At 56.0% G+C, this 25,441-nt stretch carries 20 protein-coding genes; 17 read left to right on the top strand and 3 right to left on the bottom strand.

Annotation, left to right across the window (positions count from 1 at the left end):
* The first annotated feature begins 1 nt into the window (after position 1).
* From RIN56_16085 to RIN56_16030, 12 genes are all read left to right on the top strand, one after another.
* Complete coding sequence (locus RIN56_16085; GenBank protein ID MDR7868318.1) at positions 2-814, top strand: CZB domain-containing protein; 813 nt, start codon at positions 2-4, stop codon at positions 812-814.
* A gap of 355 nt (positions 815-1,169) precedes the next feature.
* Positions 1,170-1,805: a corrinoid protein gene (locus RIN56_16080; protein ID MDR7868317.1), complete on the top strand. Its 636-nt coding sequence runs from the start codon at positions 1,170-1,172 to the stop codon at positions 1,803-1,805.
* Between the two features lie 15 nt (positions 1,806-1,820).
* Positions 1,821-3,296, top strand: coding sequence for a trimethylamine methyltransferase family protein (locus RIN56_16075; GenBank protein ID MDR7868316.1), 1,476 nt, complete (start codon positions 1,821-1,823; stop codon positions 3,294-3,296).
* A 30-nt stretch (positions 3,297-3,326) separates the two neighbouring features.
* Positions 3,327-4,676, top strand: a complete 1,350-nt coding sequence (locus RIN56_16070; protein MDR7868315.1) for a uroporphyrinogen decarboxylase family protein — start codon at positions 3,327-3,329, stop codon at positions 4,674-4,676.
* 384 nt (positions 4,677-5,060) lie between these two features.
* A complete protein-coding gene (locus RIN56_16065) occupies positions 5,061-6,479 on the top strand; it encodes a sodium/glutamate symporter (protein MDR7868314.1) in 1,419 nt (472 codons plus the stop codon).
* Positions 6,480-6,500: 21 nt separating this feature from the next.
* Positions 6,501-8,354 (top strand): ASKHA domain-containing protein, encoded by a 1,854-nt coding sequence (locus RIN56_16060; protein MDR7868313.1) that lies wholly within the window; start codon positions 6,501-6,503, stop codon positions 8,352-8,354.
* Between the two features lie 51 nt (positions 8,355-8,405).
* Positions 8,406-9,350: a GTP-binding protein gene (locus RIN56_16055; GenBank protein MDR7868312.1), complete on the top strand. Its 945-nt coding sequence runs from the start codon at positions 8,406-8,408 to the stop codon at positions 9,348-9,350.
* A 10-nt stretch (positions 9,351-9,360) separates the two neighbouring features.
* Positions 9,361-10,068 carry a hypothetical protein gene (locus tag RIN56_16050; GenBank protein ID MDR7868311.1) on the top strand — a complete coding sequence of 236 codons (708 nt, stop codon included), beginning with the start codon at positions 9,361-9,363 and terminating at the stop codon, positions 10,066-10,068.
* A 23-nt stretch (positions 10,069-10,091) separates the two neighbouring features.
* Positions 10,092-12,047 carry a hydantoinase/oxoprolinase family protein gene (locus RIN56_16045; GenBank protein MDR7868310.1) on the top strand — a complete coding sequence of 652 codons (1,956 nt, stop codon included), beginning with the start codon at positions 10,092-10,094 and terminating at the stop codon, positions 12,045-12,047.
* Between the two features lie 62 nt (positions 12,048-12,109).
* Positions 12,110-12,982, top strand: a complete 873-nt coding sequence (locus RIN56_16040; protein ID MDR7868309.1) for a methyl-accepting chemotaxis protein — start codon at positions 12,110-12,112, stop codon at positions 12,980-12,982.
* Positions 12,983-13,046: 64 nt separating this feature from the next.
* On the top strand, positions 13,047-14,882 hold the full coding sequence (locus RIN56_16035) for a nitrilase-related carbon-nitrogen hydrolase (GenBank protein ID MDR7868308.1): 1,836 nt from the start codon (positions 13,047-13,049) through the stop codon (positions 14,880-14,882).
* A gap of 112 nt (positions 14,883-14,994) precedes the next feature.
* Positions 14,995-15,855, top strand: coding sequence for a DMT family transporter (locus RIN56_16030; protein MDR7868307.1), 861 nt, complete (start codon positions 14,995-14,997; stop codon positions 15,853-15,855).
* 422 nt (positions 15,856-16,277) lie between these two features.
* Here the strand turns inward: RIN56_16030 and RIN56_16025 are convergent, their stop codons facing one another.
* The 3 genes from RIN56_16025 to RIN56_16015 all read right to left on the bottom strand — a co-directional run bounded on the left by RIN56_16025 (position 16,278) and on the right by RIN56_16015 (position 18,876).
* Positions 16,278-16,691 carry a uracil-DNA glycosylase gene (locus tag RIN56_16025; protein ID MDR7868306.1) on the bottom strand — a complete coding sequence of 138 codons (414 nt, stop codon included), beginning with the start codon at positions 16,689-16,691 and terminating at the stop codon, positions 16,278-16,280.
* 174 nt (positions 16,692-16,865) lie between these two features.
* Positions 16,866-18,200 (bottom strand): HAMP domain-containing sensor histidine kinase, encoded by a 1,335-nt coding sequence (locus tag RIN56_16020; protein MDR7868305.1) that lies wholly within the window; start codon positions 18,198-18,200, stop codon positions 16,866-16,868.
* Positions 18,190-18,876, bottom strand: coding sequence for a response regulator transcription factor (locus RIN56_16015; GenBank protein ID MDR7868304.1), 687 nt, complete (start codon positions 18,874-18,876; stop codon positions 18,190-18,192). The genes RIN56_16020 and RIN56_16015 overlap by 11 nt, the downstream gene beginning before the upstream one ends.
* A gap of 844 nt (positions 18,877-19,720) precedes the next feature.
* On the opposite strand from RIN56_16015, the gene RIN56_16010 reads away from it, so the two are divergent.
* The 5 genes from RIN56_16010 to RIN56_15990 are packed head-to-tail and all read left to right on the top strand — an operon-like array spanning position 19,721 to position 25,313.
* Positions 19,721-20,548 (top strand): 4Fe-4S binding protein, encoded by an 828-nt coding sequence (locus RIN56_16010; GenBank protein MDR7868303.1) that lies wholly within the window; start codon positions 19,721-19,723, stop codon positions 20,546-20,548.
* Positions 20,541-23,111: a molybdopterin-dependent oxidoreductase gene (locus RIN56_16005; protein ID MDR7868302.1), complete on the top strand. Its 2,571-nt coding sequence runs from the start codon at positions 20,541-20,543 to the stop codon at positions 23,109-23,111. The genes RIN56_16010 and RIN56_16005 overlap by 8 nt, the downstream gene beginning before the upstream one ends.
* A 2-nt stretch (positions 23,112-23,113) precedes the next feature.
* Positions 23,114-23,680 carry a 4Fe-4S dicluster domain-containing protein gene (locus tag RIN56_16000; protein ID MDR7868301.1) on the top strand — a complete coding sequence of 189 codons (567 nt, stop codon included), beginning with the start codon at positions 23,114-23,116 and terminating at the stop codon, positions 23,678-23,680.
* A gap of 1 nt (position 23,681) precedes the next feature.
* A complete protein-coding gene (locus RIN56_15995; protein MDR7868300.1) occupies positions 23,682-24,593 on the top strand; it encodes a DmsC/YnfH family molybdoenzyme membrane anchor subunit in 912 nt (303 codons plus the stop codon).
* 57 nt (positions 24,594-24,650) lie between these two features.
* Complete coding sequence (locus RIN56_15990) at positions 24,651-25,313, top strand: molecular chaperone TorD family protein (protein MDR7868299.1); 663 nt, start codon at positions 24,651-24,653, stop codon at positions 25,311-25,313.
* Positions 25,314-25,441: the final 128 nt, after the last annotated feature.

Genomic DNA, 25,441 nt, shown 5'->3' with positions numbered 1-25,441 from the left:
GGTGGCTGAAGGTAGAATGATGGATTGCACGGCATGCGGACAAGTTGATTTGGACAAGCTGTACGACGCCATGCAGGGCGTTAGCGAAGGGGAGTTCTGTTATTTGACGGCGGACGAGCTTGGCGACAAAAGGCTGGCGGCCGTCTGGAACCGAATGCTGGACAGCATCCAGGCCGATCGGCGGCACTCGCTGCTGGAGGTAAACGGCTTGCTTGGGGCTGTGACATCCATGTATCACGCCAAGGACGTTATCGACGCTGTCGGCGATATGAAAACGACGCTTCATTACTTTGCTGCAGGCGACGAGGCGTCGCGCAGCGGAGGCGCGACCGGCGGAGGACGGCGGGACGCGGCCCGCTCCGACGAGGAATTGCGGATCTCCCAGCAACAGGGATTGCTGGAACTAAGCCAGCAGCTTAACGAAATCAGGCTGTCGCTGGTCCAGGGCGGGCTGCGGCTGACCGATAAGGAAACGCTGGAAATATGCCTGGTCGATCATCTCATGTGGCGCTGGCGGGTATATAACATGATCCTGGGCTATGAACGGATCGATCTCAACGGGGTCGGCACTCATCGCGACTGCCGGCTGGGCAACTGGTATTATGGAGTGGACGGACAGAAGTTCAAGGGAGAGGAATTGTTCGCCAGCATCGAGGAACCCCATGACAGGCTGCATGGCCTCGCCGGGAGGGCAATCGCCGCCTCCCGGAATGCGGATGACCAAGAAGTGAGGAAAAGCCTGCTGGCTATGGAGGAGTGTTCGGAACTGATCGTCGGCAAGCTGAAGGAGCTTATCCGCCGGTGTAAAGGGTAGGTCGGCCGGGAACGGCTAAATGTCGGATAATTTAAATGGGCGGTGGGGACGATCGCAGAAGACGACGGTTGTACGGATTCTTTAAGACATATCATAATGCGATATGGCATCGCGTTTTGATATGTCTTAAAGTTTGTTTACTGGAAGCTTTTTCTTGGCTCGGTATCACTGTGAGATGTGCACGGCGCCGTGAATGGCGGGGCCCGCAACGGGAGGAAGTCGGGAATCCGGGGAATTCAGGGGTTTCGTCGCCTTCGGGCCATGGCGGGGAGCCGTTGGCACGGTTCTTGCTCTAAAATGATGCCAGTGTCCCAAGGAGCTATTCTCAAGTCAAGATTACGGGGGGGGTAATACTGTGAGCGCATTATTGGAGCAAATCGCCGGAAATCTGGTCGAAGGGCAGTCGAAGAAGGTCAGGGAGCTAGTGCAACAGGCGCTAGACGAGGGCGTGGCCGCCAAGGAGATTCTCAACAACGGCCTGTTGGCAGGGATGAACGAGGTGGGCGCGCTGTTCAAGGACGGCGAGCTGTTCGTTCCCGAGGTGCTGGTGGCCGCGAAAGCGATGAACGCAGGCATGGAAGTGCTGGCGCCGCTGCTGGCGGAGGGGGATATCGAGAAGAAGGGCAAGGCGGTGTTTGCCACCGTCAAGGGCGACCTCCACGATATCGGCATTAAGCTGGTGGGGATGATGATGGAAGGGGCCGGCTACGAAATAGTCAATATCGGCGTGGATATTCCGCCGGAGCAGATCGTGGCGGCGGTAAGGGAGCATAAGCCGGACCTTGTGGGGATGGCGGCGATGCTGACGACGACGATGGTGGCGATGAAGGATACGGTCGAGGCGCTGAAGGAGGCCGGGCTTTACGATAAGGTCAAGGTCATGGTCGGCGGGTCGCCGGTGACGGACCGGTTCGCCAGGGAGATCGGGGCCTACTACGCGGCCGATGCTTCGGCGTCGGTCGAGGTGGCCAACAAGCTGATGGAGGCGTAGGAAGGAGTGGCAACAATGAAAGCAAACCGCAGGTATCCTTTTCCGGGCGGGCTTGTCGGCGGCGCTTACAAGCCTTTGAGCCAGGAGGGCATCGAGAAGATACATAAGGCGACGATGAAGGTGTACGAGCAGACCGGGATCCAGGTCAGCGACGACAACGCTCTCAAAGCGTTTCACAACGCCGGGGCGGAAGCCGACTTCAAGCGCAAGGTCGTCAGGGCGTCGGAAAGCTGGATCATGGACAAGATCAAGACAGCGCCCGCCACGATTACGCTGTACGGCCGGGAAGACCGGCACAACCTGGAGCTGGACGGTTACAAGGTTTATATCGGCACGGGCGGGACGGCTCCCAACGCGCTGGACATCGACAGCGGCGAGCGGCGGCCTTCGACTCTCAAGGATGTGCAGATGGCTGCCAGACTGGTCGACGCCCTCGATAATATCCATTATTTCGTTATTTCCTGTTTTCCTAACGAGCTTCCCAAGAAGGACATCGATGTCAACCGTTTCTACGCGGCGATCCGCAACACCACCAAGCATGTCATGGGTGGCGTGTATACGAGCGAAGGGGTTAAAAACGTCGCCAAGTACGCGGCCATGATCGCCGGCAGCCGCGAGGCCCTGCTGAAAAAGCCGTTCGTGTCCTATATCACCTGCGTTATGAGTCCGCTGGTCATGGACAAGGATTATACCGAGCTGATGCTCACCGCCATCGAGACCGGGCTGCCGTTGGCCACGCCGACCGCGCCTATGGCCGGTTCGACGTCGCCAGCGACGCTGGCCGGCACGCTGGTCCAGATGAACGCCGAGGCGCTGAGCGGCGTGCTGCTCACGCAGATTATGGACCCCGGCCACCCGGTGCTATATAGCTGCGTGCCTACTACCACCGACCTACGCTCGGGAGCGTTCTGCTTCGGTTCGATCGAAATGGGCATTATGAATGCCGCCTGTGCCCAGTTGTCGCGGTTCTATAACCTGCCCAACTACACGACCGCCGGAGTGAACGAGGCGAAGATTCCCGATATCCAGTCCGGCTACGAGGGCATGGCTTCCACCCTGATGTGCGCTCTGGCCGGCTCGAATTATATCCACGACGCCGCCGGCCTGATCGAGTCGGGGATGGCGATCTCGTACGAGCAGTATGTGATCGACGACGACATCCTCGGCATGTGCATGCGGGCGGTGAAGGGGATCGAGGTCAGCGACGATACGCTGGCTGTCGACGTTATCCATGAGGTGGGCCCGGCCGGCAACTACCTGTCCCACGACCATACGCTGGCCAATATGAAGAAGGAGTTTTTCTACAATAAGGTGTCCGACCGCAACACGCGGGTGCGGTGGGAACTCGACGGCGCTCTCGACGCCAGGGAGAAGGCCCGCCGGATGGCCAAGGAGATCCTGGCGACCCACAAGCCGCAGTTTATCGATAAAGCGGTGGAAAAACAAATTCTCGCCACCATTCCGGGGATCGTGCAGGAATGGATCGACTAGCAGCCGCTGAATAGTTAAGGGGGCATTGGCATGAACGGAAAAGAGAGAGTTTTGAGAACGCTCAGCTTCGAACCGGTGGACCGCACTCCCTGGGTGCCGTACGCCGGGGTGCAGACCGCCAATTTGATCGGCGTGGATGCCGAGACTTATTTGAAGGACGCCGATAATATCGTCCGCGGCATTCTCAAAGCTTACGAGCTTTACCAGCCGGACGGGCTGCCGGTGGCGTTCGATATCCAGATGGAGGCGGAGGCCCTCGGCTGCAAGGTGACGTGGGCGAAGAACAACCCGCCGGCGGTGGCCACACACATCCTTGAAGAGAAGGACCTGTCCGAGCTGAAGCTGCCGACCGAGAAAGACGGCCGCTATCCGATCGTGCTGGAGGCGGCCAGGAAACTGGTGGCCGCGATCGGCGACAAGGTGGCGCTGTATGCCCTGATTTGCGGGCCTTTCACGCTGGCCCTCCATTTGCGTGGCACCGAATTCCTCACCGACATGATCGAGGAGCCGGAAAAGGCGGCCGATATCATCGCCTTCGGTACCAAGGTCGCCAAGGATCTGGCGGGGATGTACGCCAAGACGGGCGTGGACGTGGTGGCGGTGGTCGATCCGATGACCTCGCAGATATCGCCGCGGCATTTCAAGAAGTTCGTCCTACCGTACACCGTCGAGCTGAACAGGTGCGTGAAATCGCTGGGGTTGAAAGTAACCAGTTTCTGCTGCGGCGACGCGACGAAGAACATCGAGCTGATGTGCCAGACCGAGACCGACGGGATCGCCTTTGACGAAAATGTCGACCTCGCTTACGCCAAAGAGATCGCGGCAAGGTATAAAGTGTCTTACGGCGGCAACCTTCCCCTGACGACGGTGATGCTGTTCGGCTCGCCCCTGGAGAACGTCGAAGAGGCTAAGAAGGAGCTCGAAGTCGGCCAGGGGGTGGGCTACATTCTCTCGCCCGGGTGCGACATGCCGTTCGAGACGCCGGTGAACAACATCGTGGCGATTTCCAACTATGTCAACGGCAACTTCGCTTCCCTGGATCAGCTGGAATCCGACCGGCAGGTCAACGACGAGGAAGAGGTCGAGTTCACAGATGTCGTCGTTAAGCCCGGCGAAGTGTTCATCGAGATCGTCACCCTCGACTCGGAAGGTTGCCCGCCGTGTCAGTATATGTGCGAGGCGGTCAAGAAAGTGCTGCCGAGGTACGCCGGCAAGCTCACCTGGCGTGAGTCGCTTGTTAAGACGCGGGCCGGTATCAAGAGGATGGCCCAGCTCGGCGTTAAAAACCTGCCGGCAATGCTGATCAATAATGAAGTTGTTTTTGACAACATCGTTCCAACGGAAAAAGCGTTAGTGGCGGAGATAGAAAAAAGGCTTTAGCGGCGACGAGGAGTGTATAGACAGGCAAGCATATCAAGTTGAGATATTAATATCTCAACTTGATATGCTTGCGATCCTAATAGATATTAAAATAGGGATGCGTTTATAAAGGCCGAATGTCTTTTTGAGATGCACTGGCTGTGTTTATTCTGGGCAAAGGTATGGCCAAACGGGCGTTGCGGGCTTTGGCACAGTAATTGCATCGAAAGTGGCGTAATGGAAAGGAGGCGAGGTTAATGGCTGCGATTAATTTGGACAAAAAAAAGTTAGAATGACAACCGGTAAAGTCATCATTCCTTAAACAAAAACATTACAACCCACAACAATTATAAAGAAATTTCTCGTCGGGAGCAACTGCGGAGGAAAGAATAAAGAGGTGAGATCATGAATTTCGGTCCATACGATATGTTGATGGACTTTGCCCTTATGTCGGTATTGTTGTTTATCGCTCAAATAATGCGGGCCAAGATCAAGATTATCCAGAACCTGTACATACCTTCGTCGATTCTGGCCGGTTTCATGGGGATCCTATTCAGCAATCAGTTTTTGGGCTGGGTCCCCTTCAGTGCCCAGATGAGCAGTTACGCCTATCTTCTCGTCGTTGTGCTGTTCGCGACGCTGTTCATCGGCAATAGCGAGAGACATTCTTTGCGCAAGGTGATAAACGAAGTCGGTGATACGTTTACTCTTAATATGGCCGCCGAATTCGGCCAGTTCGGCTTGGCTATTCTGGTTGGTACTCTTATAATCATTTCGTTTTATCCGGAGGTGTCCCAAGCATTTTCCATTTTGCTGCCCGCAGGTTTTGTAGGCGGGCACGGTTATGCTGCGGCTATCGGCGGCACTCTCAAGGATGTGGCCAAATGGGACGAGGCGTTGCCCATCGGTCAGACTTTTGCCACAATCGGTCTGCTGGCCGGCATATTTGGCGGTTTGATTATGATCAACATTGCCACTAGGATGAAGGCCACCCGGTTCATTACTTCGATCAACGAACTCCCCAAGAGCATGCAGACCGGGTTGGTGCCCAAAGAAGAGCAGACGTCGATGGGTAATCAGACCATTAACCCGATGGCTATGGACCCGCTGGCCTGGCATATTCTGCTGGTTCTGATCGCGACGGCCGGTGGTTACTACGGAACTGTCTATGCGAAGAAGTTTTTCGATATCGGGTTGCCGATGATGAGTGTTTCGATGTTGGCAGGCGTTTTGCTGCAGTTCATCCTGAACGGCCTCAATATGGGTCAGTATGTCGACAAAAAGGTCATTACCAGGATCGGCAGCTCGGTGACCGACTATCTAGTAGCTTTCGGCGTCGCCTCGATAAAGATATCGATTGTGATGAAATACGCCAGCCTGATTCTTATTATGTGCCTGCTTGGCCTGGCTTTCTGCCTCTTTAACACTTACATCATCGGCAGAAAGTTGTTTCATAATTTCTGGTTTGAACGGTCGATATTCATGTTTGGCTGGACCACCGGCGTTGTGGCCACCGGCGTCACGCTGCTGCGAATCGTCGACCCGGAGTTTCGCAGCAAGACTCTGGAAGACTACGGTATGGCGTATGTCTTTATCTCGGTGATCGAATTGTTTATCGTATCGTTGACCCCGCTTTATGTCGCCGTCAGCGTCAACAGCGCCCTGATTACCGGAGCGGTATTACTCGCCATCGCCATCGCTTTATGGGCGATAACGGCCGTCAGGTATGGGATCTTCAAAGGCAAGGTGAGCGATTTGCGGGAAGGCGAAACGGAAGCCATTGCCCTAAGCAGTACCAGCAAAGGGAGCTCGATATCGGTTTAGGGATCCGCTCTGCCGGGTAGCATGCCGCAAATACTGAGGTTTAGAGGGAGCGCGCCAGTGAGCGAAGTTGTCGTGTTACGGACAAATGGATCACTAAATTTGCTTGCAGATAGCAGCAAGACGGTCCTGGAATTGTTGAATCAGTCGGGGACGGCGATTTACGCTCCTTGCGGCGGGCAAGGGGTTTGCGGGAAGTGCAAGGTCCGGGTGTCGGGAGATGTGAGTCGTCCCGCCCCGGAGGAGGAGCAGGTTTTGACGGCGGAAGAACTGGCCGGGGGCGTCAGGTTGGCATGTAAAACCCATGCCCTCGGCAAGGCCGAGATTGTCCTTGGCGACGGCTATGTGAACGAGTCCAAAGGGAGGCTGACGGATGACCGGCGATACAAGCCGAACCCGATGGTCGCGCAGCAAGAGGTCCGGCTCGCCGAACCGGCAATGGCGCTGGGGGAGAGCGCGCTCGACGTTATCAGGAAGGGGCTGGGGAAGGTCGAGGTCGGCCTGCCGGTTTTGCAGGATATTTGCCGGCGGATAGACTATGGCCGCAGCGGCGTCTTCACCCTGTACGGCGACGAGGTGCTCGACCTGGAATACTACCGGGCGGCCGGCACAGCTTACGGGGTGGCGGTGGACGTCGGCACCACCACGGTGGCTTGTTATCTTCTCGATCTGGCGCAGGGGGTGCAGCTTGCCGTTGCTTCGCGGCAGAATCCCCAGTTCGGCATCGGGGCCGACGTAATTTCGCGGATAAATTACACCCTCGAACACGAGAGCGGCCTGGAGGAATTGCGGCAGCGCATCGTCGCCGGGGTCGACGGGCTGATCGGCGAAGTGACGGCGAAAGCGACCGTGGACAGCCGCCGCATCTACCAATGCGTGCTGGTGGGCAACACCACCATGGCCCATATTTTCTGGGGACTGAGCTGCACGAGCCTGGCAAGGCTGCCGTTCAACGCCGTCACGAGCGATTTGCTGGTCGACCGGGCGGACAGCGTGGGTTTGACGAATATGAACGCCAACGGCAAGGTGGTCTTCTTGCCGGGGATTGCCGGCTTCATCGGCGCCGACACCGTCGGGGCGATGATCGCGGCTCGGTTGGAGAGCGCCCGAGACTGCCTGCTGCTTATTGACCTTGGAACCAACGGCGAGATTGTCCTCGCCACCCCGGACGGACGCCGCTATGCTTGTTCGACCGCGGCCGGCCCGGCTTTCGAGGGGGCGCGGATCACGCACGGCATGCAGGCGTTCGCCGGCGCGATCGATACGGTCCGCATCGGCGATGACCTGCAGTATACGACGATCGATGGTCAGGCGGCTCGGGGCATCTGCGGCTCGGGCCTCATCGATCTTGTGAGCGAACTTGTCCGCACGGGGCTGGTCGCCGCCGATGGGAGAATCGCCGCTCCGGAGGCGGTCGGCAACGAGAAGCTGGCCGGGCGCATCGTCCGCAACGGACGCCACCGGGAAATCGTCGTGGCCCGGGAAGGCGAGACGGCCGACGGGGAGGCCATTACTCTGACTCAGAAGGACATCCGGGAGCTGCAGGTGGCTAAGGCCGCTATCAGGGCGGGGATCAACATTCTGTTGAAGCAGGCCGGGATAGCGTTCAGCAGGATAGACCATATCCTACTGGCCGGGGCATTCGGCAATTTCATCAACAAAGATAGCGCGCTCCGGATCGGGATTATTCCCGATCTGGAAGCGGCGAAAATCATTTCCCTCGGCAACGCCGCGGGCGAGGGAGCCAAGATGGCCCTGGCCGACAGGGACATACTCTACGGGGTAGCCGGGAGACTGGCGGCCGGGACGGTGAATGTGGATATCGCCAGTCATCCCGATTTCCAAGAGGAGTTCGTGCAGGGGATGTATCTGGGGTGACGGCGGGGAAGGCGGTCCGCGGGAACGACAAGGAGAAAGGGAGAAGGCGCGATGAGCGACAAGCCGATCAAACTATACCTGCTTACGGGCTTTTTAGGAGCCGGCAAAACAACTTTTCTCAAGAGGCTTATCGACCATCTCGGCGATAAAAAGCTCGGCATCATCATGAACGAATTCGGCAAGATCAGTGTAGACGGGGTGCAGATCAAGCGGCACGGCATCGACATCACCGAGATCAACAACGGGTCGATCTTCTGCAGCTGCCTGAAGGGGTCGTTCATCGAGGCGCTGGTCGCGTATTCGGAGCTGCCGATTGATTATCTGCTCGTCGAGAGTTCCGGGATGGCCGACCCGTCTACCATCGGCCACATCCTGACCAATTTTGTCGGCAAGGTCCGGGGCAAGAGTTTCGATTTCCGCGGGACGGTCTGCATCGTCGACGGCAAGCACTTTCTGGGCCAGGTTGATCTTTTGCCGGCGCTCGAAAAGCAGGTGGCTGCCAGTAATCTGGTGATCATCAACAAGACCGACCTGATAAGCGCCGAGGAACTGCGGGAAGTGGAGGCGGAGGTGCGCAGGATCAACGCCGGCGTGGAGATTGTGCGGACCGCTTTTTGCGAGGTCGGTCTCGATTTCCTCGGCCGGGAGCTGGCTGCTGTCAGGGTGGAAGCGGGCGAAGGGCAGCAGTGCCTGAACACTCCGCAGAACCGGCCGGTGGCGAGTACGCTGTCGGCGAAGGGCGAGTTCGAACGAAGCAGGTTTGTCGAGTTTCTGGAGGCGCTGGCTCCCTTGGCTTTCCGCATGAAGGGTTTCTTCCGGCTCAAGGAGGGTTGGCACCAGGTCGACGTGGTGGGCGGCCGGATCGATATAAAACCGGCCGAAGACCGGCAGGAGGTCTCGCAGTTGGTCATCATTTCCGACAAGGGGCTGGAGGCCGTCAAGGCAACGTTTGAAAACTGGGACAAGCGGTTTGCCGAGAAGATGGTTTTGAGCTGAGAACGGTGAGGTGATTATTACGGACGCGGTGATTCTCGACAGGATTCCTTTTGTTGTCGACGACGAAGCGCTGCTCAAGCGGCTGAGGCTGACCAGGGACAGCGAGTACGTCGACCGGGTGCTGGCGCTGGCCAGGCAGGCGGAAGCGGTCGCCCGCCCGAAGGCATTGTTCAGGCCGGCCTATATCGAAATCAAGGGCGAGGATTATATCGTCGCCGAGGGGATAAAACTCACGAGCAAGCTGTGGATTGCAAATACCGGTGCCACGCAGCGGATTTTCCCCTACCTGGTGACCTGCGGGCAGGAAATCGCCCATTGGGCGGGCGGCTTCAACGATGTGTTCGATGACTATACCGCAGACGTGCTTCAGGATATGGCCCGCAAAGCGGCGCTGACGGCGGTCATCGCCAGGATCGACGGCGAATTCCGTCTTGAGAACGCCTCGTCGATGAACCCCGGGTCGCTCAAGGAGTGGCCGATTCAGGAGCAGACGCCGCTGTTCGCCTTGTTCGGCGGCCAACATCGCCTGATCGGCGTGGAGCTGACCGACAGCCTGCTGATGCGGCCGGTGAAGTCGGTGTCGGGGGTGCGGTTTGCCGCTACCCACACTTTTGTAAACTGCCGGCTGTGCCCCCGTCAAAACTGCCCCAGCCGCCTGGCGCCGCGAGGAGAAACGGCGGGTGAGGCGGAGCGGCAGGACGACGGGCTGGCGATGTAGCTCCGGGGAGGGACAAGAAAAAAGTGGCATATATACTCGGTATCGACACCGGCGGAACGTACACCGACGGTGTTATTTACGATGCGGAACGGCAACGGATTGTCGCCAGGGCGAAGGCGCTGACCACTTACGACAATCTGGCGACCGGCATCGGCAACTGTATCGCGGAGCTGGCCTTCGACAAGTTGGCGGAAGTCCGCGGCGTCTGTCTGTCGACGACGCTGGCGACAAACGCCATTGTCGAGGGCCGGGGCTGTGCGGTGGGCCTGCTGCTGATCGGGCACGAGAAGGTGGCGGAGCTGCCCACCGCCCTGGTTGAAGTCGTCGTCGGCGGCCACGACGTCAAGGGGCTGCCGCAGGCCGATCTGGATCCGGCGGAGGTCCGGGCGGCGGTGGAAAGGCTGCGAGGCCGGGTGGAAGGGCTGGCCGTTTCCGGCTATTTCAGCGTGCGCAATCCCGACCACGAACTCAAGGTGCGGGAGATCGTGACCGAAATGCTGGGCGTGCCGGTGGTCTGCGCCCACCAGCTCACCACCTCCCTGGGCTTCCGGGAGCGGACGGTGACGGCGGTGCTGAACGCCAGGCTCATCCCGATCATAACAGGCCTGATCGGCGCGGTCAAAGCGGTTATGGCCGGCGTGGGAATCAACGCGCCGCTGATGATCGTAAAGGGCGACGGCACGCTGATGAGCGAGGCCAAGGCCAAGGAGAAGCCGATCGACACTATCCTGTCGGGGCCGGCGGCGAGCATAATCGGCAGCACCGTGCTGGCCGGCAGGGCGGAGGCGGTGGTGGCGGATATGGGCGGAACGACGACGGACATCGCCATCATCCAGGGCGGCGTTCCCCGGCTCAATCCCGAGGGGGCGGTGGTCGGCTCGTGGCTGACCCGCGTCGAAGCTGCCCAGGTTTATACGTACGGACTCGGCGGCGACAGCTACCTGCAGGTGAACAGCAGGGGCGAGATCGTGCTGGGACCGCAGAAGGTCTGGCCGTTGGCGGTCGCCGCGCGGCAATATCCCCATCTGCCGACGGAGATCCGCAACCAGGCGGAAAAGAAGCGGACCAGGGTCAATTTTCAGCCGACGGACTGTTATCTGCTTATCAAAAGTGATTACCGGGGCAGTCTCAGCGAGCTCGAAAAGGGCGCTCTCAGCCTGCTGGCGGCCGGACCACATTCGCTGCTCTACCTGTCGGAACGCCTCCAGGACAGGGGGCTTATTAACCTGCAGCGGCTGGTCGACGCGCGGGTGGTGGCCAAGATATCGCTGACGCCGACCGACATCCTCCACGCCAAGGGGGTGTACACCGACTGGGACGTAGCGGCGGCCCGGCTGGGCGTAAAGGTGATGGCCGACGAACTCGGCGTATCGGCGGAAGAGTTTGCGGCCCTGGCGATGAATGCCGTGGTCGAGCGGCTGAGCGTGATTATCATCCAGAGTCTGCTCGCTTATGAAGATTGTCCGCCCGCTGTCATGGCCCATGCGGGCGAAGGGTATCTCCGCGAAAAATTGCTCCACCCCGAAAAGGACGGCATTCTCAGCATCAGCCCCCGGCTTAAGCTGCCGCTTGTCGCTATGGGGGCGCCTGTCGGCGCGTTTTTCCCGGCGGTCGCCGCGAAGCTCCAGGCGGAGCTGCTCGTGCCGTCCGACGCCGCAGTGGCCAACGCCGTGGGGGCCGCGTCCGGCAAGGTTGTGGAGAGGGTGAAGATCCTGTTCAAGCCGATGCCGGAAGGCGGCGTCATCATGCACGCGCCGTGGGAAAGAAAGGTGTTCGGCGGGCTGGAGGAGGCGAAAAGCTACGCTGTTGCCCGCGGCAGGGAATGGGTGGCCGGCGAGACAAGGCGGATGGGGGTCAGCGAGTGCCAAGTCGCCGTCGATTGCGACGACAAGTATGTCGGCGCCGACGGCCAGCCCGGCGAGCGGGTGTTTTTGGAGAGCCGCATGGAGATTGTCGGTCTGGGCTATTCCGCGTGGTAGTGTCGCTGGCCGGGGCTGTCATTTTCCAATTATTGTAGAATTTATGAAAGAGAGGTGATATAGTGCCGGAAGAAAACGAAATATGTGAAACACTGCAACATTATTTGGCAGTAGCTCCTGAGTTTAAACGGTTAACAATTGAAGATATAGGGGTATCAGTGGTCAATTCTGAAAAGTATATTTTCTACGATCCCCCCGTTACGATCAAGTTTCCCAAAGATTCATATCTGGGCGATCCAATTGCCCCCGGGTCGGTTATCTCTGAAGCAATGAGAACAGGAGAGCGGGTAGTAAAGGAAGTAGGAAGTCAGGCTTTTGGAGTTGCGTACATAGCTATGGCAGTTCCGATATTTGAGAATGGTCAATTAGTCGGCGGTATTTCTATTTACCAATCGGTCGAAAAAAAACAAAAGCTTTTGGCAATCGCCAATTCTCTGGAACAGATTATTAAGTCTTTGGATATCACTATTCAACAAATAGCTGCCGAAGCTGAGGAACTCGCCGCCACAGGTCAGGAACTGGGAAGTATTTCCCGGGGAACGGAAACTCAGGTCAGGGAAACAGATGATATTACAGGGGTTATCCGTAAAATAGCCGACCAAACCAACTTGATTGGCCTTAACGCGGCCATCGAGGCTGCACGGGTGGGGGAACACGGCCGTGGATTTGCCGTTGTTGCCGAAGAGGTGCGTAAACTAGCCAACAGTAGTTCAGTATCCACCCAAAATATTAGTCAAACACTGGATAAAATAAAAAAGGCAGTGCTGCAAATTAATTTGGCGGTAAAGGAAGTAGCTACAGTGGCCAATCATCAGGCCCAGGTTCTCACCGAAATTACGCCGACAATAGATGAATTGACGCATTTGGCGGATACGATTGTGTCAATGGCAGAAGGTTTGACGCATGATAAATACAACGAATACCATAAAAGCTAAGCCGCCTGCCGGGTTTATACGGGGGCGCCAGGGTGTCCCAAAAAATAGCCGAAGGGGTGATGTCATGTTCAGGCGAAAGATGTTCGCGGTGTTCTCGGTGGTTCTTATCGCAGCTTTATTCGTCAGTGGCATAAGCTGCACCACGGTTATGGCCAAAGGCGGGGATGGTTTGCAGCCGTTTAAAGTAGCGGCCGTACAGTTCAATCCGGTGCTCAACGAGCGGGAAAGAAACGTGACCGCGCTGCTGCAGGCGGTCGAGGAAGCGTTACAAAACGGGGCTAAGTTGGTGGTCGCTCCCGAAATGTCCACGACGGGTTATTACTACAAAAACCGGGCAAGCATCAGCCCCTTCGTGGACACTATCCCCGGCGACACCACCGCGCGGTTTGCCCAGTTGACCAGGAAGTACGACGCGTACGTCGTTTTCGGCCAGGCCGAGGTCGACAGCCAGACGGGGCTCTATTACAATGCCGCCGCCCTCGTTGGGCCAGAGGGTTATATCGGCAAATACCGCAAGACCCATCAATGGGAGACGGAAGAGCACTGGGCTGCCTGGGGCGATCTGGGCGTTCCTGTGTATAACACCCGGCTGGGCCGGATCGCCATCAACATCTGCATGGACTCGGCCTATTTCGAAACCGCCCGCCTGGCGGCACTGGGGGGCGCCGACATCCTCGCCTTCCCGACGAATTCCTCGGCGCAGGCCGTCGCCGCGCTGCCGGCCCGGGCGGTTCAGAACGGATTGTTCATCGTCAGCGCCAACAGGACGAACACGGAAAACGGCTTCCATATGATCGGCGCGAGCGCGGTCTGGTCGCCGGCGGGCAAAAAGCTGGCCGAGGCCCCGCTGGTGGCCGATAAGAGCCAGGATATCGACAAGCCGACGATTATTTACGCGCAAATTGACCCCCGGGAGTACGAGAACGCCAACAAGCTGGCGCTGAAAAACCGGCGCCCGGCGCTCTATAAGGAGCTGATGCTGTTCATCGGCCCGTGGGACTATACCAAGAATACGGCTTCCCACGATGTGACGGCGGCGGCCCTCCAGTACCAGCCGGTTATCGGCGACAAAGAAGCCAACAAGGCGAAAGTGGCCAGGCTGGTAGCCGAAGCGGCGGAGAAAGCCCGCCAGGCGAAGCGGACGCTGAATCTCGTCGTGCTGCCGGAGCTGGCGCTGACGGGGCCGGTCGACGGCCTTGCGCCAGAGAGGATCGCGGCGTTGGCTGAGTTCGAGGATGGCGACACGTTCGCTTATATTTCGGATCTGGCCGCTGCCAATCAGGTCGCCATCGTGTACGGTTTTGTGGAGAAAAGCCGCGGCAAACTGTACAATGCCGCGATGTTGCTCGACAAGGACGGCAGCATGGTCGGCAAGTACCGCAAAACGCACCTGAGCACCGGCGACAGGAAATGGGCGGAGGCGGGCGGCGAGCTGCCCGTGTTCGCGACGGATGAGCTGGGCAAGGTGGGGATACTGGTAGGCGACGACGCCGCCTATCCGGAGACCGCCGGAGTCCTGAGCGTAAAGCGCGCCGACATTATCGCCATCCCCTCGGCTTGGCGCGGGCAGTTCGGCGGGCTGATGACGATCAACCCCAATATGTCCGCCAACAAGTATCCGGAAGGGTCGATGATCGCCTGGGATGCGGTCGCCATGGGGGCGCAGGCGTATACTATCGCTGCCAATTTCGTCGGCACGGACGTCAAGTTTTTGGGAAGGAGCGGCCTGTTCACGCTCGATCCGTTGTACGGACTAGATCAGCCGGTGGTTGCTTCCGGGATCGAGGAAGAGGCGTTGGTCGTAGTTTTTAAGACGCTGCAGAGCCAGTGGTGGTTCAATCAGGAAATGCTGGTGCTGTCCCGCCGAACGCCCTATTATGGGCCGCTGGTAAGGGAATAACGGAAAAGACACGGTTCGCGCGGCTGTTTTGTGAGAAGGTGTTGGAGCGCAGTTGCCGCGACTACGCTCTTTCCGCTCGTGACCCGGCCGCAGGTGAAAGGGGACTGATAGCATGACGTGGGCGGCTGCCGGCCTCGTACTGACGGCGGCGTTTTTAAATGCCAGCTGGAACTTGCTGATGAAGAGAGCCTGCGGGGGGACGGCCTTCGTATGGCTAGTGGGGCTTTTATCGACGGTATTTTATCTGCCGGTCGCCGCCTGGGTAGTGATCTTTCAACGGCCGGATATCGGCCCGGCGGAGGTTGGCTTATTGGCAGTCAGCTCAACTTTTCACGTCGCCTATTACCTGCTACTTGACCGCGGCTACCGGGTGGGCGACCTGTCGCTGATATATCCGCTTGTCCGCGGGATGGGACCGCTCTTATGCACTTTGTTTGCCATGATCGCGTTAGGGGAGAGGCCGTCCGCTGTCGCCCTGCTGGGGACGATCCTCGTCGCCGGCGGCATTGTCTTTATCGCCGGGAACACCCTGGCGTGGGTCAGGGGCGGCGCTTTGAAACCGCTGCTGTTCGCGCTGGCGTGCGGGGTCCTCGTCGGCACGTATACCGTCTGGGATAAAGCGGTGGTCAGCATTTACCTCGTTCCCCCCTTGCTGTTGGCCTGGTTCAGCGAATTCTGGCGTTCCGTCGTATTGTCTCCGTACGCTATCAGGAATTGGCTGCAGATAAAGGAACAATGGGCCAAAAACCGGAAAGAAATAATCGGTGTGGCCCTGCTCTGTCCGTTGGGTTACATACTGATTTTGACAGCCATGTCTTTCAGTCCGGTGAGCTATGTCGCCCCTCTACGCGAGTTCAGCATTCTTATCGGCGCGGTCATGGGGGCGCGACTGTTGTCTGAGGGTAATGCAAAAGTCCGCATTGCCGGTGCTGGGGCCATGGTCATCGGCCTCGCGGCCCTGACCGTGGGCTAAAATTGAAAAGATATCTCGGCGTCGCATAGGTGCTATATCTTATTTTCGGTGTTTTGTGAGATCGCATGCTTTGGTTGCTTATCCATGTTTCACTATCGGCGCTTACATGGCATTTAAGAAGCAAACGCATTTGGAGTTGAATAGTGTTACCTGCCAATAATCGGAGGCACCGAATGCCAGGAAGCAATGGAGGTAGCCGGTGACCGGTCGCCCGTATTCGAGTAAAGCCACACCGTATACTAAGATGGTTTTGTTTTGGTCTTGCAGGTGTTCGGATCACCTCCACCAACCAAATCCACCATTTTACAATAAATAATATCTGAAGCATAAGATTGCCGTTCTGGCAAACTTATGCTTCTTTTCATGCTTGGCGATATTAAACTGTCTGATGGCTGGTGGTACAGTTTGCGTAGGTAGACCACTTATCGGCCCTTTCGCCGCTCTTGGCGCCTGGGTTCGTACATCGCCAGCAGGTCGGGCTTTTCGGGCGACGCCAGTTCGTAACCGGGCGCCAGCTCGCGGCACTTTTCGACGGCGGCTTTCAGGTCGTAGAAGACTTCCCATTTGGCTTTTACCTGGTCGGAGCCGGTGAGGCGCAGGAGGTAGGCGGGGTGGTAGGTGGCGATGGCGGGGATGCCGTATTTTGTGTCGAACCAGCGGCCGCGGTCTTTGGTGATGCGGGCGTCGGGGCCCATGAGGTATTTTAGGGCGACGCTGCCGAGGGCGACGATGACTTTGGGCTTGACGAGGGCGAGTTCTTCATCGAGCCAGTTGAGGGCGCAGACGCGACCTTCTTCGACGGTGGGGGTGCGGTTGCCTTTGGGACGGCATTTTATGATGTTGGTGGTATGTCAGTTATCTGCCGCAAGTTTTAAACCCAGTAAATATCTAGGCTTGTGGGGGTTCCCCGTTTAGCGCGGCGGTATATACCCCCACTTTTTTCGATCTTGTCCCATATTTTCAGGCGGTGGTTCAAGCGAATTGGCGCCCAGATTCCGTAAAATTGTTCGTTATTTAATAGGAAAACTTATCCTGAATTCGGTTCCTACCCCCACAGTGCTTTCAACTTTAATCTTGCCGCCATGCTTATTGACTATCCATTGTCCGATGGACAACCCCAACCCGTAGCTTCCATCATTGCCAGATCTTGATTTGTCGGCACGGTAAAAACGGTGAAAAATTAAGGGCAAGTCGCTTTCAGCTATGCCGATACCAGTGTCTTTTACAATCAGTTCCACCGAATCTGCCTTCTTGGTGCAAGTTACCCTAACGCTTCCACCCGCCGGAGTAAATTTAACGGCATTGTCCAACAAAATCACCAGCAGCTGGAAAAGCCTTTCGTTATCCCCGGTCATGGCGATATCCTTTTCAATGTCAGTGCCGATGGTGATATTCTTGCTTGCTGCAAGAATCTGAAACTGTCGAGTGACATCGGCAACTATATCATCAAGCAAAACGGGTCGCAAATTTAGCTCTAACTCATCGGAATCCGCCCTGGCCAGCGTCAACAGGGATGAAACTAATCTCCCCATCCGCGTGGACTGATTGATGATTGCGGCAATTCTTTCGCTCTCTTTTTCGATGGTATTGCCGGGGTTATGAAGGGTCAACTCGGCATTAGACTTGATGACTGCCAGTGGCGTCCTTAATTCATGGGAAGCATCAGCTACGAATTGTCGTTGTCTTTCCCACGCAGTCTTGATGGTCCTTAGCAGCTTCCGGGTCATGTAGTAGCTGATCAAGGCAAACAGAACAGCGCCGGCTATGCCGCCCGCAATATTGATTTGTAGAAGGGTGCCGAGGATGTCCGCTTCAGATGAAATATCGGCCAACGCTACCAACTCTTTGGTGACATAACCATCCGTCCCTTCCCACAGAATAGGGTATTCATTGGGGGGGAAGGACTGCCGAAAAATCCGATAGTAATTGTCAAGAACCCTTACCGTTCGTCCGCCGGGCGACCAAGGTTCGGCAAGTAGAATTTCAATGGTTTCAGGGGGAATCTTGCCGGTGGGGTGAGGATCAAAATACCGGTCATTTTCATCACGAATATATACCGTCGGCAGAAGACCCATGGGCATTCGCATGGAATGTGACTGCTGCGACTCATGTGCGCGATAAAAGCCTTTGATTTCGAATTGCATGTTATCATCGATTTTATTGTATACACGGTATGCAAAATACGAGTGGAAAATAACGCTATAGATGATAAACAAACAAAAAATAGCCGTGGCATTTAGGGTCGACAGTTTGATCTGGATATTTTGAAACAGAGAAGGTCTAGTTAGTCGCATTCGCATTGTTCCGCCTTTGGCAGGTATTTGACAGCGGCGGTTATTCTCCACCGCTAGGGCTTACGAGCATATAGCCGACGTTGCGAATGTTCCGGATGACGAAATCGTTCCTTGCCGCAACGAGCTTCTTGCGCAAATGGTGGATGTAAACATCCACAATACCGTAACTGCTTTCCGAGTCAAAACCCCAAAGACGGTCGAAAATTTGTTCACGGGTCAGGATACGCTCACGATTTACTATAAAGTATTCGAGCAATTCGAATTCCTTTGTTGTCAGGCATAAGGCCTGGGATTTGTAGAAGCCTTCTTTCTGGTCCAGATTCAAAACCAATTCCCGATAGGCGATGGAGGAATAGTTGGGACCGTAGCCTTGCCGTCTCAGCAAAGCCCAAGCTCTTGCCGTCAATTCTGCCAGGGAAAAGGGTTTTACGAGGTAGTCGTCCGCTCCTGTGTTCAGGCCGTGGACGCGATTTTCCACACTGTCCTTGGCGGTAACAAGCAATATGGGGATTTGATTGCCCTGACTGCGCAGGCGTCTGATTACTTCCAGTCCATCCACTTCGGGCAGCAGAATATCCAATACCAGCAAGTCGTAAATCCCTTGCTGGATGGCGAATAGGCAATGATCCCCCTGCGCGGTTTCATCAACGGCGTAGCCCTCCTTCCGCAGGGCATCGACAATTGATTTCCGGAGCATATCATCATCTTCGGTAACAAGCACCCTCATAGATAAGTTCCTTTCACGAATATTGCCAGGGAGGAGTGGCACAGCCCGTTCGTCGCCATTGGAAATTATCGAATATTAGCACTAATTGTATTATATCATGGCCATTTTTGCTTTGGTTTGAAAAAACGTTACCATATTGAACCCGGTTTTAAGAATTTTTTAAGAATACAAATCAATAATTAGGCTGTAATCAGTATCGAGAGAATGCGGAAATAATAGTTAGATGGAGGCAGAACAAGCCATGCATGATGGCATTCTGATGACGAGGCGCGGATTTTTGCGAACAGCGGGAATAGCGGTCGCATTGGGCTCCGCAGGAAGCGCCTTAAACTTCTTTGAGCAGCATAAGCGGTTTTTGCGCCCTCCAGGCGCGTTGCCCGAACAAGATCTTCTCGCCCGTTGCTTAAGGTGCCAGAAATGCCTTGCCGTATGTCCCACAGGCGTAATTCTTCCTCTTTCCTTGTCTGAAAGCATCCGCGGGCTGGGTACTCCCGCTCTGAATTATAAAAACGGGTTTTGCAATCTCTGTCTTAAGTGTATCGAGGTTTGTCCCACCGGAGCCCTTAAACCTTTGGAGCCGGAACAGGTCTGCATCGGTACGGCCCGGATCAATCCGGCCAGCTGCGTGGCCTGGAATTGGATGGGCTGCACTGTATGTGTCGCCGAATGTCCTCTCGGGGCCATATCCTTAGATGCGGAGAAGAGGCCGGTGGTGGACGCGGACAAGTGCAACGGCTGCGGGATATGTGAAATGTCCTGCCCAAGCGCTTCCCTTCGCTCGTACAACAACCAGTCCCAGAGCAAAGGCGTCGTAGTGGTGCCGCGAAAAGGCGGGGTATAGCCGATGAAGATTAAGCCGAGAATGCAATGGCTGCGCCAGTTTGCGATTTTATCCATTTTAGGCGGAGCTGTTTATGCCGCTTCCTCCAAAGAGGCCTGGGGAACTTTTTGCGATATTTGCCCCATAGGCCTGTTGGGGGTCTCAGTGGCGAGCAATGTGCTGCTGCCACAGGCAATGGTGCTGATTGGCCTTGAAATACTGGCTGTTGTCGTATTGGGGAAGTTTTTCTGTTCCTGGCTTTGTCCTACCGCGCTATTACCCCGAAATAATGGCCCGCATGTTTCCGCAGAGCAGCAGGCGACGGCAAAAACCTCTCTCGCATCCGGCATCGGCGTACTGGGCGCCGCCCTCCTTTCCACCCTAATCGTCGGCTTCCCGATTTTTTGCCTCGTCTGTCCCATAGGTTTGGTTTTTGTATTTATCTTTGCCGTATACAAACTGTTTTCCATTTACCAGCCTGGCTGGGAATTGATTGTCATCCCCTTGGTACTGGCGGCAGAATTGCTGTTCTTTAAATCTTGGTGCCGCTCTTATTGCGCAGTGGGAGCCTTTATGAACATCATAAGCCGTCTGTTCAGGTTTGGCCCGAGCCCCATGATCAATGACGAAACCTGTTTGGCGGCTAATGGCTGCCATGTGTGTAAGACAAATTGCCCTGAACACCTTGACCTGCCCCATGACAGTGCAACAGCAATGGACAATTGCACTCTTTGCCTTGAATGCTATGAAAAATGTCCTCAGAATGCTGTTGGAATAGGCCTGAGTAAGCCGGCATCAAACTTACGGGATATTTCAATAAACGATATTTCAAGGAGGTCGAGCAATGAATAGTCTCAACCTGACAAGACGGCAGTTTTTGAAAGTCGCTGCCGTCGCCGGATCAGCCGCATCCCTGTTTCCACTAGGTAATGGCGTCATCAAGGGGTTGACGAATGCCGCGCCTGCGACACCGACGGACATGAAAGTCATTCAGAGTGCGTGCCGTCAGTGCTACGGCCGATGCACAATCCAGGGCTATGTCAAGGACGGGCGAGTCATGAAAGTCGAGGGGAAGCCGGGGACTTATTCCGAGGGAACGGTGTGCAGCCGCGCCTTCAGCATCCCACAGATAATGCACAGCCCGCTGCGCATCAAGTATCCCATGAAAAGGGTGGGCGCCCGCGGCGAGGGCAAGTGGCAGCGGATCACCTGGGAAGAGGCCTGGAGCATTATCATCCCAAAAATGAAAGAGGTTCAGGAGAAATACGGCGGGCATACTATCGTCTTCCAAAATGGCACCGGCCGGGACCAATTGATTCTGATGGCTATGCAGAAATGCTTCTACGAAATGGGCAGCACTGGGGGCTTCGGTGTCGGCAATGTGTGCAAGATTGCCAACGACGACTTGCAGCGGCGCCTTATCGGCAATCCCTGCCAGTACACGGGGTGGGACGGTCCCAAGGCAAAAACTATTCTGATGATGGGGCGGGCCCTGTACTCGTGGGGTTATTACGATTGGCTGACTATCAAGCGGGCTCAGGAGCGAGGCGCCAAACTGATTGTTGTCGATCCGCGCCATACGGTAGCGGCCTCGAAAGCGGATTTGTGGCTGCCTGTCCGCCAGGGCAGCGATCTGGCCCTCATTCTGACAATCATCAATATGCTGATCACCGAGAACAAGTATGATAAGGCCTTTGTCGCCCAGTTCACCAACGCTCCCTTCCTGGTCAAGGAAGACGGCTTTTTGCTCCGCCAGAGCGATCTGACCCCTGGCGGCAGTGCCGACCAATACATTGTGTGGGATGAGGCGTCCAACAGCATCCAGCACTGGGACGCCAAGGCGGTGGCCTGGAGCTCACCCGGGGTAAAGCCAGCCTTACTGGGCACACATGCCGTTCCCGGCGGCAAGCAGTACCGGACTGCTTTTCAGGTTCTGGCCGACAGCGTCAAAATGTGGACTCCGGAAAAGGCCGCCGAAGTCACCTGGGTCCCGGCGGAAAAAATTCGCGAAGCCGCCAGGCTGTATATCGACAACAGCCCGGGAGCCTGCTTCATGCGCGGCCAAAAAATCGAATTCAGCAACCATAGCAGCAGCAAGACCCATGCTATCGCAATCATGATGGCCCTGGCGGGCAATCTGGACGCGGAGGGAGGGAACCTGGTCCGTCCCGACACGCCCCATTGGGTAAGCGCCTTTTTTCAATCCCTGCGGCCCCATGGCAAGATCCGCAAGGAAACGGTCGCTAATATCCATAAGTACAGCCTGTGCCCGGGCCAGGCCAAAATCTCCGGTGAGATCGGCGGCTTTGCCGCCGCCACCACCCGCACCATTATCACCGAGAAACCTTTCCTGCCGAGAGTGTACTGGAACCAGACCAGTGAGCCCATGGCCGGCTCTTTGGACAGCCGGCAAGTGTGCGAAGCCCTCAAAAAATTTGAATTAAGCGTGAATGTGGATCTGTTTATGACCCCTACCGGCGAACTGGCGGACATTATTCTGCCTGCCGCTCATCCCAACGAAGTAGACCGTGTCGAATACGCCCAGTCAGGGCACTGTTGGCCGGCCTCCTACACCTGCTCTATCCGTCAACCCTTTGTTCCTCCGCCTGGCGAGTGCCGTGACGATGTGGATATCATTTTTGACCTTGCCAAGCGCATGAACGTCGATATGGGCTGGAAGGACAAATATCAATGGTTTGAGTTTGCCTTGTCCCCCTCGAAAATAACTTTTGAAGAATTACGGAAAAAAGGTCATCTCACCAGGCCGGCGACTTACCGGCGCTATCAGAGCGGAAAGCTCCGCAGGGACAACAAGCCGGGCTTTCAGACATCTTCGGGCAAAGTCCACGTATATTCCGAGGACCTGAAAAAATACGGCTGGGGGCCGCTGCCCGCCTATATCGAAGAGCCCCTCTCGCCGCTGAGCAATCCGGAGATGTTGAAGGATTATCCGTATATCTTCTTTACCGGCGGCCGCTCCCATGTCTACTTTCACAGCGAATACCGCATGTCCCCTTTCATGCGTGAGGTTCATCCCTTCCCGACTGTCGAAATCAATCCGGAAACAGCAAAAAAACATGGCATTAAGGACGGCGACTGGGTCTATATCGAAACTCAGCATGGAAGATGCAAGCAAAAAGCGCGCCTTACCACAGCGATCGCCCCTCACAGCATTCACTGCGACCATGACTGGTGGTTCCCGGAGAAACCCGTAACCGATGACTTGCACGGCATTTTTGAGTGCAACCCGAACGCGATTGTCGATAACGAACGCGTGCACGACCCGGCAGTGGGGACGTCCAACTACGGCGGTCTGTGCAAAATTTACAAGGCTGAGGACGGAGCGCCCAAAGGCATTTACACAACACCCAAGCAACTGGAGGCATTCATGCCCAAAGCGCCGGGGAGGGAGTAATCATGGCCAGAAAAATTATCATCGTCGATCTGGACCGGTGTGTCGGCTGTCATTCCTGCGCCGTTGCCTGCAAACAGGAAAACGGCGTCAGTCTGGGCGTGTTTTACAACAAAGTCCTGACTGTGGGTCCTTCCGGCCAATACCCCAACCTTGAGCTATACTATCTGCCGGTCACCTGCCAGCATTGCGACAAACCGGAATGCGTCAGTGTATGCCCGACGGGCGCCTCATTCAAGCGACAGGACGGCATTGTTTTGGTTGACCACAACAAATGCATCGGCTGCCAATACTGCATCATGGCTTGCCCTTACGGGGTCCGTACGTACGACAAAGCCAAAGGCGTTATAGAAAAGTGCACGCTGTGCGCCCATCGTGTAGACGTAAACGAAACTCCCGCCTGCGTATCAATCTGCCCTGGCAAGGCGCGGATATTCGGAGACCTTGACGATCCCAACTCAGAAGTGTCCAAAGCTGTGAAGGAGGCGGGATCTTCTCTGCATCGCTTCGCCGATGTGGGCAACGGACCTGGTGTCGGCTACATTCTGAAAAGCCGGAAATGGAGGAGTTAGTATGGAAATACAATGGACGCTTCTCATTTTTAGTCTGTTTGTCGGTCTAGGCATGGGTTCCTTCGCAATCGTGTCCATCAGCGAGCTGCGGGGAAATATGCCTGGGATCCGTCTGCCCGGGGCGATTACCAGCCTGGCGGCTCTCGGCGTTGGCAGCATCGCAAGCTATTTTCACCTGGGGCATCCGGAAAAGATCTTCCATGTCCTTGGCAACATTCGCTCCGGTATAGCCCAGGAACTTGTCGTGACCTCCATCGCCGGCGCGGTTATTTTCCTCTATACCGTTCTTCTATGGAAAGATACCGCTCCCGATGTCCGCAGAAAGCTGGCGTGGGCCGGCCTGATCCTTTCACCAGTCGTTCCATTTGCCACGGGGCGGATATATGTACTGGCCGCTCGACCGGCCTGGGACACCTGGCTGCTGCCCCTGATGTATATGGTCTCGGCAGCCGTCCTGGGGGCGTTTACCATGTATCTGTGGATGATACTGCGCGAACCTGACCACAAGATGCTGGCCACCGTGAATAAGGCGGCGCTGTGGGGGCAACTGTCTTTGATCATAATAATCGCAGCGTATCTTATTTACCTGGCTGTTGCACCCCATCCCCACGCTAGCCGTTCGGTGACACGGCTACTGACCGGCGACCTTGCGGTGCTATTCTGGGGCGCCGTGGTCCTTGTCGGACTACTTGTGCCACTGTTTTTGACCTGGCGAAACATGCAAGGGCATACGGCTCTGTTAAATATCGGTGCTCCGGCTACCCTTACGTCAGAAGGCGGCGGGACGGTTGCCGCAGCCGAAAACCGAACTCTTCTGGCGGGGGCGGGCCTGCTATGCGTGTTCGTCGGATCGGCAGCAATTCGGATTATTGTCTATCTTATCGGTAGCAGCGTACAGTCCTACATCTATTAAAACTGCGCGTCTGGCTTGTCCGACGCAGACAGGCTACATCCAGGAAGGTGTGTGTTGATGAACGAACTTAATACCCTTGAGTTGGAACAAGTCTTCTCTTTCCGGGGAGCCATATATCAGCTGCTTGCCCGGTTTTACCGCCAGGAAGTGGACCGGGAGCTTCTTGACCAATTGCACCTGCTGCAGTTTGATGCTGATGCGACAATGCCGGAAGTAATGGACGGTAATCAACTGTTGAAGGTCTATTTGAATAGGGCGGGAGAAAATGCATTGACCGAACTTGCGGTAGATTACGCAAAGATTTTCCTCGGAGCAGGCCCAACTTTGGGGGACGGAGCATACCCCTATGAATCGGTATATACCAGCCCTGACCGTCTATTGATGCAAGAAGCGCGGGATCAGGCGGTCGCAATCTACGCTAGTGAGGGAATTGAGCCCGAAGGCGACTTCAACGAACCAGAGGATCACATTTCTATTGAATTATCATTCATGGCTTTTCTATGCCAGAAGACTGTTGAGGCAATACGCCGCAACGATGAAGCTGCTGTCAACAGCTATCTGAAAAAACAGCTTCAATACCTTCAGGATCATCTGATCCCCTGGGTGCCGATGTTTTGTGCCGATATCGTGCGCCTTGCAACAACTGATTTTTATAAAGCCATTTCCAAAATTACGTATGGTTTTCTTATCATGGATAGAGATGTATTAGGGCAAACATAGTACCCTCAATCCCTAAAATGCCATCAAATCGATATGTCAATGCCGATTTGATTTTGCATGAAAGTGGCGTTTGAAATTTGCATGTTTGTGGCGACGGGTTACTGTTGTTTCTGTTCGAACAGCGTGTT

The sequence above is a fragment of the Sporomusaceae bacterium genome (genome assembly GCA_031460455.1).
Lineage (GTDB): Bacteria > Bacillota > Negativicutes > Sporomusales > UBA7701 > Anaeroselena.
The sequence above is the reverse complement of the archived record's forward strand: the minus strand, read 5'-3'. Positions and strand labels throughout refer to the sequence as shown.

Bases quoted from the DNA above. Each gene is read 5' to 3' on its own strand.
- RIN56_16075 (MDR7868316.1), top strand. From the start codon at position 1,821: ATGAAAGCAAACCGCAGGTATCCTTTTCCGGGCGGGCTTGTCGGCGGC.
- RIN56_16070 (MDR7868315.1), top strand. From the start codon at position 3,327: ATGAACGGAAAAGAGAGAGTTTTGAGAACGCTCAGCTTCGAACCGGTG.
- RIN56_16065 (MDR7868314.1), top strand. From the start codon at position 5,061: ATGAATTTCGGTCCATACGATATGTTGATGGACTTTGCCCTTATGTCG.
- RIN56_16060 (MDR7868313.1), top strand. From the start codon at position 6,501: ATGCCGCAAATACTGAGGTTTAGAGGGAGCGCGCCAGTGAGCGAAGTT.
- RIN56_16055 (MDR7868312.1), top strand. From the start codon at position 8,406: ATGAGCGACAAGCCGATCAAACTATACCTGCTTACGGGCTTTTTAGGA.
- RIN56_16035 (MDR7868308.1), top strand. From the start codon at position 13,047: ATGTTCAGGCGAAAGATGTTCGCGGTGTTCTCGGTGGTTCTTATCGCA.
- RIN56_16030 (MDR7868307.1), top strand. From the start codon at position 14,995: ATGACGTGGGCGGCTGCCGGCCTCGTACTGACGGCGGCGTTTTTAAAT.
- RIN56_16015 (MDR7868304.1), bottom strand. From the start codon at position 18,876: ATGAGGGTGCTTGTTACCGAAGATGATGATATGCTCCGGAAATCAATT.
- RIN56_16010 (MDR7868303.1), top strand. From the start codon at position 19,721: ATGAAGATTAAGCCGAGAATGCAATGGCTGCGCCAGTTTGCGATTTTA.
- RIN56_16005 (MDR7868302.1), top strand. From the start codon at position 20,541: ATGAATAGTCTCAACCTGACAAGACGGCAGTTTTTGAAAGTCGCTGCC.
- RIN56_16000 (MDR7868301.1), top strand. From the start codon at position 23,114: ATGGCCAGAAAAATTATCATCGTCGATCTGGACCGGTGTGTCGGCTGT.
- RIN56_15995 (MDR7868300.1), top strand. From the start codon at position 23,682: ATGGAAATACAATGGACGCTTCTCATTTTTAGTCTGTTTGTCGGTCTA.
- RIN56_15990 (MDR7868299.1), top strand. From the start codon at position 24,651: ATGAACGAACTTAATACCCTTGAGTTGGAACAAGTCTTCTCTTTCCGG.